The organism is Arthrobacter sp. PvP103, from assembly GCF_017833075.1.
In the GTDB taxonomy this organism is placed as follows: Bacteria; Actinomycetota; Actinomycetes; order Actinomycetales; family Micrococcaceae; genus Arthrobacter.
In genome coordinates this window covers 2,648,163-2,665,560 of sequence record NZ_JAFIBQ010000001.1, presented here as the reverse complement: position 1 = coordinate 2,665,560, position 17,398 = coordinate 2,648,163, and the positions used below count along the sequence as shown (strand labels likewise).

General features: G+C 66.1%; 17 protein-coding genes and 1 tRNA gene. 9 read left to right on the top strand and 9 right to left on the bottom strand.

Features of this window, described 5'->3' with window-relative positions; translation table 11 throughout:
• Positions 1-77 precede the first annotated feature (77 nt).
• Genes trxB through arsB form a run of 3 tightly spaced genes read right to left on the bottom strand, consistent with a single transcriptional unit; the run spans position 78 to position 2,639 of the window.
• A complete protein-coding gene (gene trxB, locus JOE41_RS12285; protein WP_209753620.1) occupies positions 78-1,055 on the bottom strand; it encodes a thioredoxin-disulfide reductase in 978 nt (325 codons plus the stop codon).
• Positions 1,056-1,092: 37 nt separating this feature from the next.
• Positions 1,093-1,515, bottom strand: coding sequence for an arsenate reductase ArsC (locus JOE41_RS12280; protein ID WP_011690084.1), 423 nt, complete (start codon positions 1,513-1,515; stop codon positions 1,093-1,095).
• 26 nt (positions 1,516-1,541) lie between these two features.
• Complete coding sequence (gene arsB, locus JOE41_RS12275; protein ID WP_209752495.1) at positions 1,542-2,639, bottom strand: ACR3 family arsenite efflux transporter; 1,098 nt, start codon at positions 2,637-2,639, stop codon at positions 1,542-1,544.
• A gap of 107 nt (positions 2,640-2,746) precedes the next feature.
• Here arsB and JOE41_RS12270 point away from each other — a divergent pair, with 107 nt between their 5' ends.
• Together JOE41_RS12270 and JOE41_RS12265 are read left to right on the top strand one after the other, a co-directional pair.
• Positions 2,747-3,097 (top strand): metalloregulator ArsR/SmtB family transcription factor, encoded by a 351-nt coding sequence (locus JOE41_RS12270; protein WP_043429231.1) that lies wholly within the window; start codon positions 2,747-2,749, stop codon positions 3,095-3,097.
• 72 nt (positions 3,098-3,169) lie between these two features.
• The gene (locus tag JOE41_RS12265; protein ID WP_011690081.1) at positions 3,170-3,403 is read left to right on the top strand and encodes a CATRA conflict system CASPASE/TPR repeat-associated protein; all 234 of its coding nucleotides are present in this window, start codon (positions 3,170-3,172) and stop codon (positions 3,401-3,403) included.
• A gap of 48 nt (positions 3,404-3,451) precedes the next feature.
• Here JOE41_RS12265 and arsA read toward each other — a convergent pair whose 3' ends face one another.
• Together arsA and JOE41_RS12255 are read right to left on the bottom strand one after the other, a co-directional pair.
• On the bottom strand, positions 3,452-5,215 hold the full coding sequence (arsA, locus tag JOE41_RS12260) for an arsenical pump-driving ATPase (RefSeq protein WP_209752494.1): 1,764 nt from the start codon (positions 5,213-5,215) through the stop codon (positions 3,452-3,454).
• A gap of 117 nt (positions 5,216-5,332) precedes the next feature.
• Positions 5,333-5,405, bottom strand: a tRNA-Lys gene (locus tag JOE41_RS12255).
• 241 nt (positions 5,406-5,646) lie between these two features.
• On the opposite strand from JOE41_RS12255, the gene JOE41_RS12250 reads away from it, so the two are divergent.
• The 3 genes from JOE41_RS12250 (at position 5,647) to JOE41_RS12240 (ending at position 8,320) form a co-directional block, all read left to right on the top strand.
• The gene (locus JOE41_RS12250; protein WP_011690079.1) at positions 5,647-6,306 is read left to right on the top strand and encodes a hypothetical protein; all 660 of its coding nucleotides are present in this window, start codon (positions 5,647-5,649) and stop codon (positions 6,304-6,306) included.
• 378 nt (positions 6,307-6,684) lie between these two features.
• Positions 6,685-7,302 (top strand): DUF47 domain-containing protein, encoded by a 618-nt coding sequence (locus JOE41_RS12245; RefSeq protein WP_043429229.1) that lies wholly within the window; start codon positions 6,685-6,687, stop codon positions 7,300-7,302.
• Between the two features lies 1 nt (position 7,303).
• Positions 7,304-8,320, top strand: a complete 1,017-nt coding sequence (locus tag JOE41_RS12240) for an inorganic phosphate transporter (RefSeq protein ID WP_011690077.1) — start codon at positions 7,304-7,306, stop codon at positions 8,318-8,320.
• 7 nt (positions 8,321-8,327) lie between these two features.
• Here the strand turns inward: JOE41_RS12240 and pstB are convergent, their stop codons facing one another.
• From pstB to pstS, 4 genes are all read right to left on the bottom strand, one after another.
• Positions 8,328-9,107 carry a phosphate ABC transporter ATP-binding protein PstB gene (pstB, locus tag JOE41_RS12235; RefSeq protein ID WP_011690076.1) on the bottom strand — a complete coding sequence of 260 codons (780 nt, stop codon included), beginning with the start codon at positions 9,105-9,107 and terminating at the stop codon, positions 8,328-8,330.
• A gap of 46 nt (positions 9,108-9,153) precedes the next feature.
• On the bottom strand, positions 9,154-10,263 hold the full coding sequence (pstA, locus tag JOE41_RS12230; RefSeq protein WP_011690075.1) for a phosphate ABC transporter permease PstA: 1,110 nt from the start codon (positions 10,261-10,263) through the stop codon (positions 9,154-9,156).
• Positions 10,264-11,196: a phosphate ABC transporter permease subunit PstC gene (gene pstC / locus JOE41_RS12225; protein ID WP_011690074.1), complete on the bottom strand. Its 933-nt coding sequence runs from the start codon at positions 11,194-11,196 to the stop codon at positions 10,264-10,266.
• A gap of 194 nt (positions 11,197-11,390) precedes the next feature.
• Positions 11,391-12,512: a phosphate ABC transporter substrate-binding protein PstS gene (gene pstS / locus JOE41_RS12220; protein ID WP_209752493.1), complete on the bottom strand. Its 1,122-nt coding sequence runs from the start codon at positions 12,510-12,512 to the stop codon at positions 11,391-11,393.
• Positions 12,513-12,746: 234 nt separating this feature from the next.
• Here pstS and JOE41_RS12215 point away from each other — a divergent pair, with 234 nt between their 5' ends.
• From JOE41_RS12215 to JOE41_RS12200, 4 genes are all read left to right on the top strand, one after another.
• Entirely contained in the window at positions 12,747-13,874 is a 1,128-nt protein-coding gene (locus tag JOE41_RS12215) for an aromatic acid exporter family protein (RefSeq protein ID WP_209752492.1), read from the top strand.
• Positions 13,875-13,959: 85 nt separating this feature from the next.
• Positions 13,960-15,333 (top strand): DNA repair protein RadA, encoded by a 1,374-nt coding sequence (radA, locus tag JOE41_RS12210; protein WP_209752491.1) that lies wholly within the window; start codon positions 13,960-13,962, stop codon positions 15,331-15,333.
• A gap of 111 nt (positions 15,334-15,444) precedes the next feature.
• Positions 15,445-15,765: a membrane protein gene (locus JOE41_RS12205; protein ID WP_011690070.1), complete on the top strand. Its 321-nt coding sequence runs from the start codon at positions 15,445-15,447 to the stop codon at positions 15,763-15,765.
• Positions 15,766-15,884: 119 nt separating this feature from the next.
• On the top strand, positions 15,885-17,363 hold the full coding sequence (locus tag JOE41_RS12200; protein WP_209753619.1) for a multicopper oxidase family protein: 1,479 nt from the start codon (positions 15,885-15,887) through the stop codon (positions 17,361-17,363).
• Positions 17,364-17,398: the final 35 nt, after the last annotated feature.

Sequence of the window (17,398 nt, the reverse complement as noted above, 5' to 3'; positions counted from 1 at the left end):
TCCGGCGGGGTGGCGGTTCAGTGCGGGGGCTTGCCGGTCCTTGTGGGACCGGCAGGCGGCGGAGGGGCTGTGAACTACTAGGCGTGGGTTGGTTCTTCGACCAGGGCGGTCGCGATGCTGTCCGCATCATCCAGTGCGGCGAGGTAGCGTTCGGCGTCGAGGGCGGCGGCGCACCCGGTGCCTGCAGCGGTGATTGCCTGGCGGTAGCGGTGGTCCACGGCGTCCCCGCAGGCGAAGACGCCGGAGAGGTTGGTGACCGTGGTGGGCGAGTCCACCTTGATATAGCCCTCGGCATCCAGGTCGACCTGGCCCTCGACGAGTTCGGTGCGCGGCACGTGTCCGATCGCCACGAAGATGCCCGTTGCGGGCTGTTCGCGGGTTTCTCCGGTCCGCGTGTCGGTCAGGGTGACGCCGGTGACCTTGGGATCGCCGTGGATGGCGGTGACGGCGGAGTTCCAGGCGAAACTGATCTTCGGGTTGTCCTTGGCGCGCTGCGCCATGATGCGGGAGGCGCGGAGTTCGCCTTTGCGGACCACCACGGTGACGGTCCGCGCGAAGCGGGTCAGGAAGGTGGCTTCCTCCATGGCGGAGTCCCCGCCGCCGACGACGATGATGTCCTGGTCGCGGAAGAAGAAGCCATCGCAGGTGGCGCACCAGGAGACACCGTGGCCACTGAGCTTTTTCTCCTCGGGCAGGCCCAGCTCTTTGTAGGCGGAGCCAGTGGCGAGGATGACGGCGGGTGCCTCGTGGATGTCTCCGGTGCCGGTGACCACGCGCTTGAGGTGTCCGGTCAGCGCCACTTCCGTGACGTCGTCGAACACCACCTGCGCGCCGAACCGCTGCGCCTGCTCCTGGAGTCCGTCCATCAGCTCGGGACCCTGGACGCCCGCGGGGAAACCCGGGAAGTTCTCCACTTCGGTGGTGTTCATCAGGGCGCCGCCGGCCGTTACCGAGCCGGCCAGGACCAGGGGCTTCAGGCCGGCGCGCGCGGCGTAGATCGCAGCCGTGTAGCCGGCGGGGCCGGATCCGATGATGATCAGCTGTTCGGTGCTCACTTCGGTACTCACGGGAGGTCTCCTAGGTTTCTGGCGGTTACTTGGCGGCGGGGGTAAGGGAAGCGATGAGGTCCTCGATGCGGGCCTTGATGTCGTCCCGGATGGGGCGGACGGCGTCCACGCCCTGGCCGGCCGGATCTTCGAGTTCCCAGTCTTCATAGCGCTTGCCGGGGAAGATCGGGCAGGTGTCGCCGCAGCCCATGGTGATGACGACGTCGGATTCCTTGACGGCCTCGGTAGTGAGGACCTTGGGGATTTCGGCGGACATGTCGATGCCGAGTTCGGCCATGGCCGCCACGGCGGCCGGGTTGACCTTGTCCGCGGGCTGGGAGCCGGCGGAGCGGACCTCGATGGCGCCCTTGGACAGGGTGGTGAGGAACGCGGCGGCCATCTGGGAGCGGCCGGCGTTGTGGACGCAGACGAACAGGACGGAGGGTTTCTTGGCGGTTTCGGTGCTCATCGGGGTTCTCCTGAAGGTTCTTGGGGTCAGATGGAAAGGGGGCTGGTGGTGAAGTGGCGTTTCCGGGCCCAGAGGGCCACGTAAACCAGTGCAACAAGGACGGGGACTTCGATCAAGGGTCCGACGACGCCGGCCAGCGCCTGCCCCGACGTGACGCCGAAAGTGCCGATCGCCACTGCGATGGCGAGCTCGAAGTTGTTGCCCGCGGCAGTGAAGGCCAGTGTGGTGGTTTTGGCGTAGCCCAGGTCCAGCCATCTTCCGATCAGCATGCCGGCGCCGAAGACCACCAGGAAGTAGACCAGCAGGGGCAGGGCGATCCGGACGACGTCAAGCGGGCGGGAGGTGATGGTCCCGCCCTGCAGGGCGAAGAGCAGCGTGATGGTGAACAGCAGCCCGTACAGCGCCCACGGTCCGAGCTTCGGCAGGAAGGTTCCTTCGTACCAGGCGCGGCCCTTGGCCTTTTCGCCGATTGTGCGGGTGAGGAAGCCGGCCAGCAGCGGGATCCCCAGGAAGACCAGGACGGAAGCGGTGATGGCCCAGAAGGAGAAGTCCGCGCTGGTGGTGGGCAGGCCCAGCCAGCCCGGCAGCAACTGCAGGTAGAACCAGCCCAGCGCGCCGAACGCGATGACCTGGAAGACGGAATTGATGGCCACCAGCACAGCGGCGGCTTCGCGGTCCCCGCAGGCGAGGTCGTTCCAGATCATCACCATGGCGATGCAGCGGGCCAGGCCCACGATGATCAGGCCGGTGCGGTAGTCGGGCAGATCCGGGATGAAGATCCAGGCCAGGGCAAACATGAACGCCGGGGCGAGAACCCAGTTCAGCACCAGCGAGGTGATCATCAGCTTCCGGTCCCCGACCACGCGGTGCGCCTGGTCGTAGCGGACTTTCGCGAGCACCGGGTACATCATCACCAGCAGCCCGATGGCGATCGGCAGCGAAACTTCGCCCACCTTGACTGCTTCAAGTGCAGTGTTCAGGCCGGGAACGAAGCTGCCGAGGAACAGGCCCAGGACCATGGCAGCGATGATCCACACCGGCAGGAACCGGTCCAGGGTGGAGAGTTTGCCAACGACGGCAGCCTCGCCTTCACGAGTGGGCGAAGAGACGGTCTGGGTGCTCACGGGACTCCTGTGCTGCGTTTATGGGGCTCTACGAAAGATTGATGGTTGTCGATATGAAGTATTCCCAACTATATCGATGAATGTCAATCTGTGTGCATAATAGACCCATGAATTCTCTGCAAACTGTTGAGCCGGCCCTCGACGAGGCCTGCTGCGCGCCGTCCGGTCGGCCCGTCCTCAGCGCTGAGGATGCACGGCGCAAGGCCCTCGTGTTCAAGGCCCTCTCCGATCCCAACAGATTGCGGCTGCTGTCCATCGTCAAGAGTGGCGGGTCCGGGGAGGCCTGCGTCTGCGATCTCACCGAGCCCCTGGACCTGGGGCAGCCCACCGTGTCGCATCACCTTAAGATCCTGGTCGATGCCGGCCTGCTGCACCGGGAGAAGCGCGGCACCTGGGCCTACTACTCCATCGTTCCCGGCGCCATGGAGCAGACGGCCGGCCTCCTGGCGTCCCTGTGACCCACAGTCCGGCGCCGGGTGCCACTGTCCGGGCGAAGGCCGCCACAAGGACTGCAACCAGGGAGAACACTTATGGATAACGAGACCACCGCCACCGAGGACCGGCTGCGCGCGATGCTGGAGAACGTCAGGACGGCCACCGCCAACACCCGCCAGGCGATGGACTCACCGGGCGACGAGAACTGGGTGCAGGATGGCGAGTCCGATGCCGAATACCTGCGGGGCATCCAACGGGACACGATCGCCAGGCTTGAGGCCACCGCCCGGGACATCGAAGCACTGCTGGCCCAGCGCCTGGACGGCTAGCCAGCAGCGTCTTCGGGCCCCGCCGCGCAAGCGTCTTCGGGCCCCGCCTCAGGCCGGCAGGGAGCTGAGGACGGTCAAGGCAGACAGCTTCTCCTCGCCGATGGGTTCCTCGGGCAGCAACGGAATGAGCGCTACCCGGTCCGTCAGGGTGTGCACCTTTGTGATTTGTTCAATTTCGCTCGCGGCGCGGGCCCGCAGGAACGGCGTCTGCGGGTGCGCGGCTGCGATCGAGTTGTTGATCACCCAGGCCCATGGATGAATTCCGGCCCGTTCCAGGTCACTCTTCAACTCTTCGGCTTCCAGTACCGGCGTTGTTTCGGCCAGGGTAACGAGGACAACCTTGGTCTGGGCCGGGTCCTGCAGCCGCATGAGGGGCGTCACGAATCCCATGGTGTCGCCGACCTGGCGGGCAATCTCCCGGTGGTACGAACCGGTGGCGTCCAAGAGCAGCAGGGTGTGTCCGGTGGGTGCCGTGTCGATCACCACGAAGTGCCGGCGGGACTCTTGGACCACCCTGGAGAACTGCCTGAACACAGCCACCTCGTCCGTGCACGGGGACATCAGGTCCTCGGCCAGCGCGGCGCGTCCGTCATCGTCCAGGTTCCGGCCCTTGGTCTCCATCACATGGATGCGATATTCCTGGATGGCCGCTTCCGGATCGATGCGGGAAACCTTCAAGCCCGGGATGGAACCATGGAGCGTCTCCGTCAGGTGGGCCGCGGGATCGGTCGTGGTGAGGTGGACCGCATGCCCGCGTTTGGCCAGGGCGACCGCAATAGCAGCAGCGACAGTGGTCTTCCCGACTCCGCCCTTGCCCATGCACATCACGAGGCCGTGCCCGTCGAGCTCGACTTCGTCCACCAGGGCAGCCAGCGGGGCATCCTCAATCTCGGGAACCAGCGCGGCGTCGTCAGTGATGGGGGCGCCGGAAGTAGGCGCGAACAGGGATTCAAGCGCCGGAATGCCGACCATGTTGCCCGGCTTCAGGTCCAGGACATCGCGGGGCAGGCCGGCGACCGCATCGGGAATGGCCTCCATGGCAGCAGCCTCCCGGGCGCGCAGGGCCTGCGCCAGGGCCTCCTCCCCCGCCGCGTCGGGCAGGACGCCGTTGACGACGACGTAACCGCTGCCGATCCCGATCTGGTTGAGCTCCAGATACGTCCGCTCGATCTCGCCCAGCGACGATGTTTGCGCACGGCTGACCAGCACAAGCCGGGTCTTCGCCGGGTCCGTGAGGGCCTGGACCGCCTTTGCATATACCTGCTTGTGCTTCTCAAGTCCTGACAGGGGGCCAAGGCAGGACGGGTCCCCCTTGCCTGCCGCCAGGAAATCCGTCCACGAGCCAGGCAGCTGTAACAGCCGGATCGTGTGGCCCGTCGGGGCGGTATCGAAAACGATGTGGTCATACTCCCTGTACGAGCTGTCGTCGGCGAGCAGGTTCGTGAATTCGTCGAACGAGGCGATCTCCGTGGTGCAGGAACCTGAGAGACTCTCCGCGATGCCAGCCAATTCAGTCTCGGGCAGCAGTCCGCGGACGGGGGCTATGATCCGTTCCCGGTAGGCTTCGACGGCCTGTTCAGGGTCAATTTCCAGCGCAGTGAGACCTGGTACATCCTGGATGGCAGTGACGGTGTTCCCGATGGTCACGCCGAAGACCTGTCCCACATTGGACGCGGGGTCGGTGCTGACCAGCAAGACCTTCCGGCCGGCCCTGGCAAGGGTGAGCGCTGTTGCACACGCCACGGAGGTCTTGCCCACACCGCCCTTCCCGGTGAAAAACAGGAAGCGGGGTGCGTTCTGGAGAAACTTCACCCGCCCAGCATATCGACGATGGTCGATGGACGTAAGGGCGGCCACCTCCTGGCAACAAAAAACCTCCGGCCTCCTGTCACCAGGAAGCCGGAGGTTTTCCACTCTTCGCTAAAAGAGTGGGCCCTGTGGGGATCGAACCCACGACCCACGGATTAAAAGTCCGATGCTCTACCAACTGAGCTAAAGGCCCCAGCTGACTGCCGTGAATATGCGCAAATGCGCACGTCAGCGAACTATCAGCCCAGTCCATTTCTGGACGTTAAATACTGTACCCCACGCAGGGGGCAGCTTTGACACAACGGCGCGCGTCGACGTCGTGCGTCAACGGTGAGAACCGAACATCAACAATGGCCGCAAAGGCGTCCCCAATACTCCTTAAGCAGCCCGGCGGCAAGCTCGATAACAGAACAGCACAGGAGTAGCGTGGGGGCATGAGCGAGCAAGCTGGATCCAAGCCCTACGGCGGTGCAAACCGGCATCACAAGCCCAAGCCTTTTGCGCCCATCGACTTTGAGCCGTTCGCGGGCGGCGCAGACCCTGCCCGGGTCTCCGAGGCTGCGCACCTTGCCGCCCAGGCACTGGTGCGCCACGGCCGCGACAGCGACGATCCCAAGGTGACCAAGCGCCTGGTCAAGCTGGCGGACGAGCAAGGCCTGGAAGCCATTGCCGAAATGTGGGCGGAAAGCCCGGCAAGGTCACTGCCCGGCGCGCTCTGGCGGCTCTACGCGCTGCGGGCCGCCACCATCCAGGACCCGGAGCGGATCTCCGTGTACTTCAAGGCCGGCAAGGACACGGCGCAGGTTTCCAATGTGGTGGCCGGCGCTGCCGAACCGCCGGGGGCGGACGAAATGAAGACAATGGCGGATGCCATCCTTTCCGGAGCGTTCGACGGCGAGTTCGACGTCGCGCTGGAACGCTCCGCCGCGTTCTGCCGGGTGGTTGCCCTGGGCCAGGCCACCCTGGCCGACGGCGCCGAGCACAGCAACGAGAACCACGCCAGCAAGCTGACCCGCAATTCCCACCTCCTGGTGAAGACCGCCGAGGATCTGGAACACGCGGCAAACGCCTGGCGGCTGGGCGAACTGGACTGAGGCGAACTGGACTGAGGCGAACCGGACCGGGGCGCGCCGGTCTGGGGTGAACCGGGCCGGGGCGCGCCGCGAGGCATCCGTGCGGCAGCGCCCGCTGCGCAAGTCCGCCACTGTTACGCACGGAGGGGCCCGGCTGTCAATGTTGACTTGGTTCAGCCAAAGTAGAAAACTGAAACCGGTGCCGAACCGCGAAACCCCCGGGCTTCAACATTTAGCCGCCTAGAGCGGCCTACCGCCGAGAGGCGTATCCGGTTCGGCACCACTTTTATGCCCGCGTGGATCTGCCGGTAAAGTAATCCCCATGTGCGGGTCAACGTCAAGTCACATGGCCCGCGGGCCACATTCCCTGCCGCTCCCTGCCTTCACCGGAACCCGAAGGTGAAGCTCCGCCTCTTTCCGCAGGAGCCCGCAGGGCTGCACCTGCTCTCGCAGATGGCCCGCCAGATCGTCCTCGCCACCGCGACGCTGGCCGAAATCCTCGGCGTCCCGGCCACCGAGCACAACCGCCTGGTCGAAGACATGCACGATCACGAAGCCAAATCCGCGGAACTGCACTTCGCGCTGCTCACCCACATGCGCACCAGCTTCGTGAATCCGCTCCCCCGCGAGGACATGTACGCCCTCTCCCGCTACCTCAACGAGGCCATGGAGAAGCTGGACGCCGCTGCGGAACTGGTGGCCCTGTACAAGCTCGAACGCCTCCCCAGGCGCGCGGCGGACCAACTCGAGATCATCAGCCGGCAGGCCGAGCTCACCGTGGATGCCATGCGGCAGCTCAACAACCTGGACGACCTCGAGGATTACTGGATCGAGATCCTCCGCCTGGCCAAGCGGGCGGAACGGACCCACCGGGTGTGGGTTGCGGACATGATCAAGGACATGAAATGGGCCCAATACGCCCGGAACCGGGACATTGCCAACCAGCTGGTGGAAGTCACCAAGGACATGCGGCGGATCGCCACCCAGGTAGGCAGCATCATCGTCAAGGAATCCTGACGTGACCCTGTTTTTCTTCACCGTGGTGGTGCTGTTTGCCGCCGCATTCGCGTTCCTGAACGGCTTCAGGGACGCGTCAACGTCCGTGGCCCTGGCCGTACGGACCCGGGCACTGACCCCCACGGTGGCCGTCCTGCTTGCCGCCCTCTTCAACTTCGTCGGCGCGGGACTCAGCGGGCTCCTGGCGCTGCAAGTGAGCAGAACCTGGATCTCGCTGCCGCCAGGGGAAAACGGCCTGACCATCCTCATTGCCGGCCTGCTCAGCGCCGTGGCCTGGGGCATTTACACCTGGTGGCGCGGTATTCCCTCCTCGTCCACGCACGCACTGGTAGGTGGGCTGGCCGGCGCAGGCCTGGCCAGCGTGCTGGTGGGCGGCAATGCCGTGGACGGGGTGAACAACTCTCTCTTGTTCCAGGTAGTCCTGCCCCTTTTGGTGTCCCCGGTCATAGCGTTTGTGGGCGCATACCTGTTGGTGTGGCCGGCCACGTGGGCGGCCCGCTACACGCCGCCCAGCGTAGTCAACAGCCGGTCGCGCCGCGCCCAGGCCATTGCTGCCGGAGCAGTGGCCTTCGGCCACGGCCTCCAGGACGGACAACGGACCGGGGCGGTGCTGCTTCTGGCGCTCCTCGCCGCCGGGCTGTCCGACGGCGGCGGCATTCCCGGCTGGGTGCCGTTGCTTACCGCGGCAATGCTGGCGGCCGGAACCCTGGCCGGAGGCTGGCGCATTTCCTACACCATCGGCTACAAGCTCACCCGGATCGATCCGCTCCGGGGCTTCGTGGCCCAGCTGTACAGCTCCGTGATCCTGCTGCTCGGGGCCATCGGGCTGCAATGGCCCATTTCCACTACGCACACAGTGACGGCCGCCGTGCTGGGTGCCGGGAGTAACCAGGGGTTCCCGGTGACCAACCGCAAACTGGTCCTCCGGATCCTGGCGTTTTGGGTCCTCACACCCGTGCTGACGGCGGCTGCCGCCTTCGTGCTGGAGCTTTCGCTCTCACCCCTGACGGAGCTTTAGGTTTCGCTTATCCGAAGCGGCCGGAGACGTAGTCCTCCGTGGCCTTCTGGGTGGGGTTGCTGAAGATGGTGTGGGTGTCTCCCACCTCGATCAGCTTGCCCGGCTTGCCGGTTCCCGCGATGTTGAAGAACGCGGTCCGGTCCGAGACGCGCGCGGCCTGCTGCATGTTGTGCGTGACGATGACCACCGTGTACTGGTCTTTAAGGTCGTTGATGAGGTCCTCAATGGCCAGCGTGGAAATGGGGTCCAGGGCGGAGCAGGGCTCGTCCATCAGGATGACCTGCGGTTCCACGGCAATGGCGCGCGCAATGCACAGGCGCTGCTGCTGGCCGCCGGAAAGGCCCGACCCCGGCTTCGCCAGGCGGTCCTTCACCTCGTTCCACAGGTTGGCACCCTGCAGGGAGCGCTCCACGAGGGCGTCGGCCTCGCCCTTGGAGATCTTCTGGTTGTTCAGCTTCACCCCGGCCAGGACGTTGTCCCGGATGGACATGGTGGGGAACGGGTTGGGCCGCTGGAACACCATGCCGATCTGCGAGCGGACGGTCACGGGGTCCACGCCCGGTCCGTAGAGGTTGTCTCCGTCCAGCAGCACTTCGCCTTCAACCCGGGCGCCCGGAATCACTTCGTGCATGCGGTTCAGCGTCCGCAGGAACGTGGACTTGCCACAGCCGGACGGGCCAATGAATGCCGTGACGGACTTGGCTTCGATGTTGATGTTGACGTCCTCAACGGCCAGGAACTTGCCGTAGTAGACGTTCAAATCCTTGACGTCGATGCGCTTAGACATGGTATTCCTTCACTTGCTGGATACGAATTGAATTTTACCGGCGGAGCTAGCGGCCGGTCTTGGGTGCGAAGATCCTGGCGATGAGCCGTGCGCCGAGATTCAGGAGCATGACCAGGATGATGAGCACCAGCGCGGCGCCCCAGGCCCGCTGCGAGGACGGATCCGGGTTGGACGGCGAGGTGGGGTTCAGGATCTGCGTGTAGATGAAGGTAGGCAGCGAGGCCATCCAGCCGCCGAACACATTGTTGTTGATGGACGTGGCGAAGCCTGCGGTCACCAGGATTGGGGCGGTTTCGCCAATCACTCGTGCAATCGCCAGGGTGACGCCGGACGCAATGCCGGAGATCGCCGTCGGAATGACCACCTTGAGGATGGTGCGCCACTTGCGGACGCCCAGGGCGTACGCCGCTTCACGGAGTTCGTTGGGGACGATCTTGAGCATTTCCTCGCTGGAGCGCACTACCACCGGGATCATGAGGACGGAAAGCGCGACGGCTGCAACGGCGCCCGTCTTGGTGCCGGGCCCCACGACGGCGAAGAAGAAAGCGGCGGCGAAGAGGCCGGCAACGATTGACGGGATACCCGTCATGACGTCCACAAAGAACGTGATGGCCCGGGCCAGCGGACGGTCCTCGCCATACTCCACGAGGTAGATCGCGGTCAGCAGGCCCACCGGAACCGAGATAACCGTGGCCAGCAGGGTGATCTGGATGGTGCCCATGAGGGCGTGGTAGATGCCGCCCACTACGGGCGCACCCTCTTCAACGCTCTTATTGTCGAAGGCGCCGGTGACCCCGTTCATGGAGGTGGTGAGGAAGCCCGGGTCCAGGAGTCCGGGGAGTCCGTTCACCAGGACAGTCCAGATCACGGAGATCAGCGGCAGCAGGGCCACCAGGAAGGAACCGACCACCAGGCAGGTGGCCAGTTTGTCCTTGGCCCTGCGGCCTCCTTCAACGGCGGCACTCCAGCCCACCAGGCCGGCCGTGAACAGGATGGCGGAGACGATGCCCCAACCGAACGCGTTGAAGCCGATCACGGCCAGGATGGCGGCGCCGACCACCAGGGCAATGGCCAGGACGACGTACGGGGCGAATTTGGGCAACTGCCCTTTGGTGAGCGCGGAGCGCTTGCGGACGGGAGTGAGGGTGGAGGTCATTTAGTTGGCTCCCGAGAATTCTTTGTGCCGGCCGATGATCCAGCGGGCAATCATGTTGACGCCCAGCGTGATGACGAACAGGACCAGGCCCGCCGCGATCAACGTGCTCACCTTCAGGCCGCTGGCCTCCGGGAAGTTCAGGGCGATTTCGGCGGCGATGGTCTGGTTGCCGGACTGGATCAGGCTGGCGGTGAGGGCACCGGAGGACAGCACCAGTGCCACGGCCATGGTTTCGCCCAGGGCCCGGCCCAGGCCCAGCATCACGGCGCTGACGATGCCCGGGCGGCCAAACGGAAGGACAGCCATTTTGATCATTTCCCAGCGGGTGGCGCCCAGGGCCAGGGCGGCTTCCTCGTGCAGCTTGGGGGTCTGCAGGAAGATTTCGCGGCTCAGAGAGGTGATGATGGGAAGGACCATGACAGCCAGCACGATGCCGGCGGTGAGGATGGTCTTGCCGGTGGCGGACGCGGGGCCCTGGAAGATGGGCAGCCAGCCCATGTTGTTGGCCAGCCAGTCGTATGCCGGGGAGATCTCCTTGGCCAGGAAGGCGGCGCCCCAGGCGCCGTAGACCACCGACGGGATGGCAGCCAGGAGGTCGACCACGTAGCCCAGGCCGGAGGCGAGGCCGCGCGGGGCAAAGTGCGAGATGAAGAGCGCAACTCCGATGGCCACGGGAGTGGCAATGACCAGCGCAATGACGGCAGCGATCACGGTGCCGATGACGATCGGCCAGATGTAGGCGAAGAAGCCTTCGCCGCCTTGGATCTTGTCCGGCGAAGCCACGAGGGCCGGGATCGCCTGGACTACCAGGAACAGGGCCACGCCGAAGAGCACGGCAAGGATCAGGCATCCTGCGGCCAGGGCGGCTCCGGAAAAGACCTTGTCTCCGGCGCGTCCTGCGCCCCGGGACTGTGTCAGGGAGGTGGTGGTCACAAACGATCCTCTGGGTTCGAATAGAACCGACTGCATGGTCCGGGCTGAGCCGGCAAGCAGCGGTGAAACTGGCAGTACTTCGGACAAACACCTAGGTTCCCTGCCCCGGATGGCGGTCTATGACCGCCCCATCCGGGACAGGGAACCTGGCTCAGGCTCGTGTTTCCACTATGCCTTGCTGTGCAGTGAATTCCCTAGGACTTGACCTTGATGGTCTCGATGGCCTTGGCAGCCTTCCCCTGGAGTTCCTTGGAGAGGGGTGCGGACTTCGCGGCGTCTGCTGCAGCCTGCTGGCCGGCGTCGGAAACCACGTAGTTTTCGAAGGCCTTCACCAGGTCAACGGTTTCCTGGGTGGCGTAGGTGGAGCAGACCACGTGGAAGGAGACCAGGACAACCGGGTAGGCGCCCTCGATGGTGGTCTTGCGGTCCAGCTTGATGGACAGGTCGTTGGCGGAACGGCCTTCAACGGGCTTGCCGGCGTCCACGGCCTTGGCCGCAGCCTCGGCGGAGATCTTGGTGAAGGTATCGCCCACCTTGACCTGGGCGATGCCAAGCTTGCCGCTGACGGCCGAGTCATCGGCGTAGGTTACGGCGCCCGGGGTGTCGGTGACGGTCTTGACCACGCCGGAGGTGCCCTTGGCGTTCTCGCCCTTCAGGGATGCGGGCCAGACGCCGGCAGCCTTGTCGGTCCAGACCTCAGGAGCTGCGGCGGCCAGGTAATCGGTGAAGTTGCTGGTGGTGCCGGAGTCATCGGAACGGTTGACCGGCGTGACCTTGAGGTCCGGCAGCTTGGCGTCCGGGTTCATTGCTGCGATCGCGGGATCGTTCCAGTTGGCGATTTCGCCGCGGAAGATCTTGGCCACGGTGGCGGCATCCAGCTTCAGTTCCTTGACATCCGGAATGTTGAAGGCGATGGCGATCGGGGAGATGTACACCGGAATGTTGATCGCACCCTCGGGGCCGCACTTTTCCTTGGAGCTGGCGAGCTCCTCGTCCTTGAGGTAGGCGTCGGAACCGGCGAACTGGGCCGAACCGTCGATGATGGCCTTGCGTCCGGCGCCGGAGCCATCCGGGGAGTACTGCACGTTGGCACCCTGGTTTGCGGATGCGAAGTTGGTCTTCCATACGTCCATGGCTGCACCCTGGGCGGAGGAACCGATGCCGGTCAGCGTGCCGGTGACCTTCGCTCCCGTGGCAGACGGGGCGCCGGACTGTGCCGTATTCGTGGCGTTGTCGGAACCGCAGGCGGTGAGCGCGAGTGCGCCGGCTGCGATGACAGCGATAGCCGCGTGGCGGCCGAAGCGGAGTGCCTTCACTGATGTACCCCTTCCAGGGATTTCTGATGCGTAGCGGACCGGAGACGTCCGAACATAAGAAGTTGCGTACTTTTTGTACCTTTATTGAAGTTATGGGCCCTAGGTAACGGGATATGGGGACGAAGGTGAACGGAGGGTTAACGACGGCGGGACATCCGCTTACATGTGCAGCGTCACCATTGCGCACATCACATCTCCGGTCGTAGTGCAACGCCAGTGAATAGACTGGAAAGCATGGCCATCCCAGCAGGACTTTCAGCAAGCGGGCGTTTCCTGCGCGGCCGCATCCGCACCGGCCTGGTCCGGAGCCGCAACTCGCTGATCCCCGCCGTCCAGATGACCGGGTGCGCCGTGGGGGCTTATGCCTTCGCCGAGTACGTACTGGGGCATTCGGGTCCCCTTTTCGCGGCGACGTCGTCGCTGATCGCGCTGGGCTTCTCGCGGGAGCCCCGGCTGCGCCGGGTGGTTGAGGTGGGCCTGGGCTGCACCATCGGCATTGCTGTGGGCGACCTGCTCCTGCACTGGCTGGGTGGCGACATCTGGGTGGCTGCCGTCGTGCTCCTCACCTCCATCCTGCTGGCGCGTTTCCTGGACAGCGGCAACATCTTCACCACGCAACTGGGGCTTCAGTCGCTCCTGGTGGTGCTGCTGCCGGCGCCCGCCGGGGGGCCGTTCACCCGCAGCATCGATGCGATAGTGGGTGGACTGTTCGCGCTGCTGGTCACCATCCTCATCCCCAAGGATCCCCGACGGGAACCGCGCAAGGACGTCCGGAAACTGCTGCACGAGCTCGCCGAGGTACTGCGCGAATGCGCCCAGGCCCTACTTGAAAGCGACTCCACCCAGGCGTGGCATGCCCTGATCCGCGGCCGAAACTGCCAGCCCCTGGTGGACGCAATGCGCCATACCCTGCGCGCTTCCGGCGAGGTGGCCACGCTCGCACCTGCGTACCGCCGGCACCGGGATGAACTGGACCGGCTCGAACAGTCGCTGGACTTCATCGACCTTGCGCTCCGTAACAGCCGCGTTTTTGCGCGCCGGCTGACGAGCGCCATCAACCATGCGGCGTTGTCCGACGAAGCCACGGAAAACATCGCCGAGGTGCTGCAGGAAACCGCTGCCGCCATCGACGAGCTCTCCCTGGGCCTTGCCGAAACGCACGAGGGCGCGCGGCGGGCCCATCTCCGGACGGCCCGGCAGGACCTGAGCGGGATCGCGCTGCGACTTCACCCGAAGCTGCTGGAAGTCCAGCGCCTCGAGGGCGAAACGGTGGTCATGCTGTTTCGCCCGCTGATGGTGGACCTTCTCGAGGCCAGCGGAATGGACGCCCGGGAGGCCCGGGACATCCTCCCGCCGCTGTAGCAAGAGCCCGCAGGTTGAGCTCCTCGACACCAGGATCCCGACGAGCTGGCGCCGGGATGTCACTGCCCCCGGATAGTGTGGAGAAATGGCAACTAAGACTTCCCGGGCGTCCAAAGCCCCGGCCTACAAATGTGCCGAATGCGGCTGGACCACCGTCAAATGGGTGGGGCGCTGTGGCGAGTGCCAGGCGTGGGGCACCGTTGAGGAAACCGGCGCTGCCGTTGCACGCACGACGGCGGCCACCACCGTTCTGGAGCCCGCCCGCCGGATTGCCGACGTCGATGCCACCACCGCGGCGTTCCTCCCCACGGGCGTGGACGAACTGGACCGCGTGCTCGGCGGGGGGCTTGTCCCGGGCGCCGTGATCCTGCTGGCCGGCGAGCCCGGCGTGGGCAAGTCCACGCTGCTCCTGGATGTTGCCGCCAAATTCGCCCGCACGGCGCAGGACGTCCTCTACATCACGGGCGAGGAATCCGCGGCGCAGGTCAAACTGCGGGCGGACCGGATCGACGCCGTCGCCGAATCCCTGTACCTGTCCGCCGAGACTGACCTGGGCCAGGCGCTCGGGCAAGTGGAGAAGCTCGAACCGCGGCTGCTGGTGGTGGACTCCGTCCAGACGCTCAGCAGTGCCGACGTCGAAGGCAGCGCCGGCGGCGTCTCCCAGGTGCGCGAGGTGGCCGCCTCCCTGATCGCCGCGGCCAAGCGCCGCAACATGACCACGCTTCTGGTGGGGCACGTGACCAAGGACGGCTCCATCGCCGGCCCCCGCCTCCTGGAGCACCTGGTGGACGTGGTCTGCCAGTTCGAGGGCGAGCGCCACTCACGGCTCCGGCTGCTACGGGCCGTGAAAAACCGGTACGGACCCACGGACGACGTCGGCTGTTTCGACCTCAACGAGGACGGCATCGTGGGCCTCGCCGATCCCAGCGGCCTGTTCGTCTCCCGGACCAAGGAGCCTGTGTCCGGCACGTGCATCACGGTGACCCTGGAAGGCCGGCGGCCGCTGCTGGCGGAGGTGCAGTCACTCCTGGCTGAGAGCGCCAGCTCGCAGCCCCGCCGTGCCACCAGCGGCCTGGACAGCTCCCGGGTGGCCATGCTGCTTGCCGTGCTCCAGCAGCGCGCCGGCTGCCTGCTGCACAAGGATGATTCCTACGTGGCAACGGTGGGCGGCGTGAAGCTCAGCGAGCCGGCAACCGACCTTGCCGTGGCCCTGGCCGTGGCGTCGGCCAAGGCGAAGAAGCCGCTGCCCATCCGGCTGATTGCCTTTGGCGAAGTGGGGCTGGCCGGTGAAGTCCGTCCCGTTCCGGGCATCAACCAGCGCATCCAGGAAGCCCACCGGCTGGGCTTCACGCATGCCGTGGTCCCCGCAAGCCCCAACGGCCCGGGACCGGTTCCGGCCGGTTTCTCCGTCCGGGAAGTGGGGCATCTGGCCGAAGCCCTGAGCCTGCTCATCAGCTGAGCGTCAGATGGTGGACCCGCCCGGCGTGGATCAGCGACTTAGGACCCTAGTGGAGCCCGTGAACCGGGCGCACTGTTGGCATAGGAAGTGCAGGCCACGAAGGGAGCAGCCATGATGTGGGGTTACGGTCCGGACATGGGTTGGATGTGGCTGTGGGGAGTACTGATGCTGGTGGGCATAGCCCTGCTGGTGCTGGTTGCCGTGCGGTTGTTCTCCGGCGGCGGCCGCGGCGGGTTCCAAAGCGGTGGCTTCACTCATACCGGCCAGCCGGGACCGGGCGGTCCGTGGCCTGGGGCCGGCGGTCCGGGACCGGGCGGCCCCGGACAGGGACGCAGCCGGGCGCGGCAGATCCTCGACGAACGGTTCGCGAAGGGGGAACTGACCTCTGACCAGTACCGCGAGCAGGTCAGGATACTCGGCGAGGAGCACTAGTGCCTCCCGCCAGCACGCCTCCCGCGGGTCCGCAGCCGGGTCCGCAACACTCCGCCAGCCCGCCCGGCCCGAAACCCAGCCGCGAACCGACGGCTGGCCACCGTCCCGCAGCCCGCCCCATGAGCCGGCGCAGCGCCCTGCTCCTGGGCGGTCTCGGCGCGGCGGCCACTGCAGCCGGCGGCGCGGGGCTGTGGTGGTCGGTGGCTTCCCGGTCCTCATCCCGGCCGGCCCCGGTAACCGGCGCCGAATTGTCCCAGCCGTCCGAGCTGCGCAGCGCCGGCGGCCGGCTGGAGGTCCGGCTCGACACTGCGGCGGGCCGGATTCAGCTGGCCGGGCAGCAGGCCCGGGCCATGGGTTACAACGGCGGGAGCCCCGGCCCAACCCTCCGCCTGCGGCCGGGCGACGTGCTGAGCGTCCGGCTGGCCAACAACCTTGACCAGCCAACAAACCTGCATGTCCACGGACTGCACGTCTCCCCCGAGGGCAGCGGGGACAACGTGTTCGTCGTGGTGAATCCTGGCACCGTCCATGACTATGAGTACCGGCTGCCGGCAGACCATCCCCCGGGAGTGTACTGGTACCACCCGCACCACCACGGCATGGTGGCCGACCAGATTTTCGCCGGCCTCTTTGGCGCGATCATCGTGGAGGATCCGGAACCCGTTCCGGTCAGCACCGAACGCGTCCTGGTCATTTCCGACACCACGCTGGACGGCGGCGGGAACGTTGTCCGGGTGTCGCAGATGGAACGGATGCTGGGCAGGGAGGGCGAACTGCTCCTGGTCAATGGCCAGAGCAATCCGGAATTCACCGCTATGCCGGGTCAGCGAGAGCGGTGGCGCATCATCAACGCCTGCGTGGCCCGTTATCTCCCGCTGCGGCTTGACGGCCAGCAGCTTCAGTTACTGGGCATGGACTCGGGCCGTTACCGCACGCCGTCGCCCGTGGAGGAACTGCTCCTGGCACCAGGCAACCGGGCGGACCTGCTGGTTGCCACAGCCGCCGGCGAGTCGGTCTTGCGAGCCGCATATTACGACAGGGGCAGCATGGCCGGCATGATGGGCCAGCGCGGGCCCCGGCAGGCAATCCAACCGGGGGCGGCGGGCGCGGCGCTGGCGACGTTGCGCGTGGCCGGAAGCACCGCACCATCTCCAACGCCCCCGCCGCCACTGCCGGCAGGCAGGGACCCGGACGACCTGCGCACGGCCGCAGTGGCGGCGCGACGGCAGGTCACGCTCTCTTCCGGTGCAGGGATGGGCATGGGCGGGGGCATGATGGGCTTCACCATCGACGGCAGGGAGTTCAGTCCGGCGCGGACGGACACCGTGGTGGCGGCGGGGAGCGTGGAGGAATGGACCCTGACCAACGCCAGCCCCATGGACCATCCGTTCCACCTGCACGTCTGGCCGATGCAGGTCATCGAGGAGGGCAGCCGCGCGCCGGACCGGCCTGAGTGGCGCGACGTAATCAACGTTCCGGCGCAGGGCCGGGTGAAGGTCCGGGTGGCTTTCAGGGACTTCTCCGGCAGGTCCGTCTACCACTGCCACATCCTCGATCATGAGGACCTCGGAATGATGGGCGTCATCGAAGTCCGGTAGCAGGAGACCCTTGCCATTTATACCCCCCGGGGGTA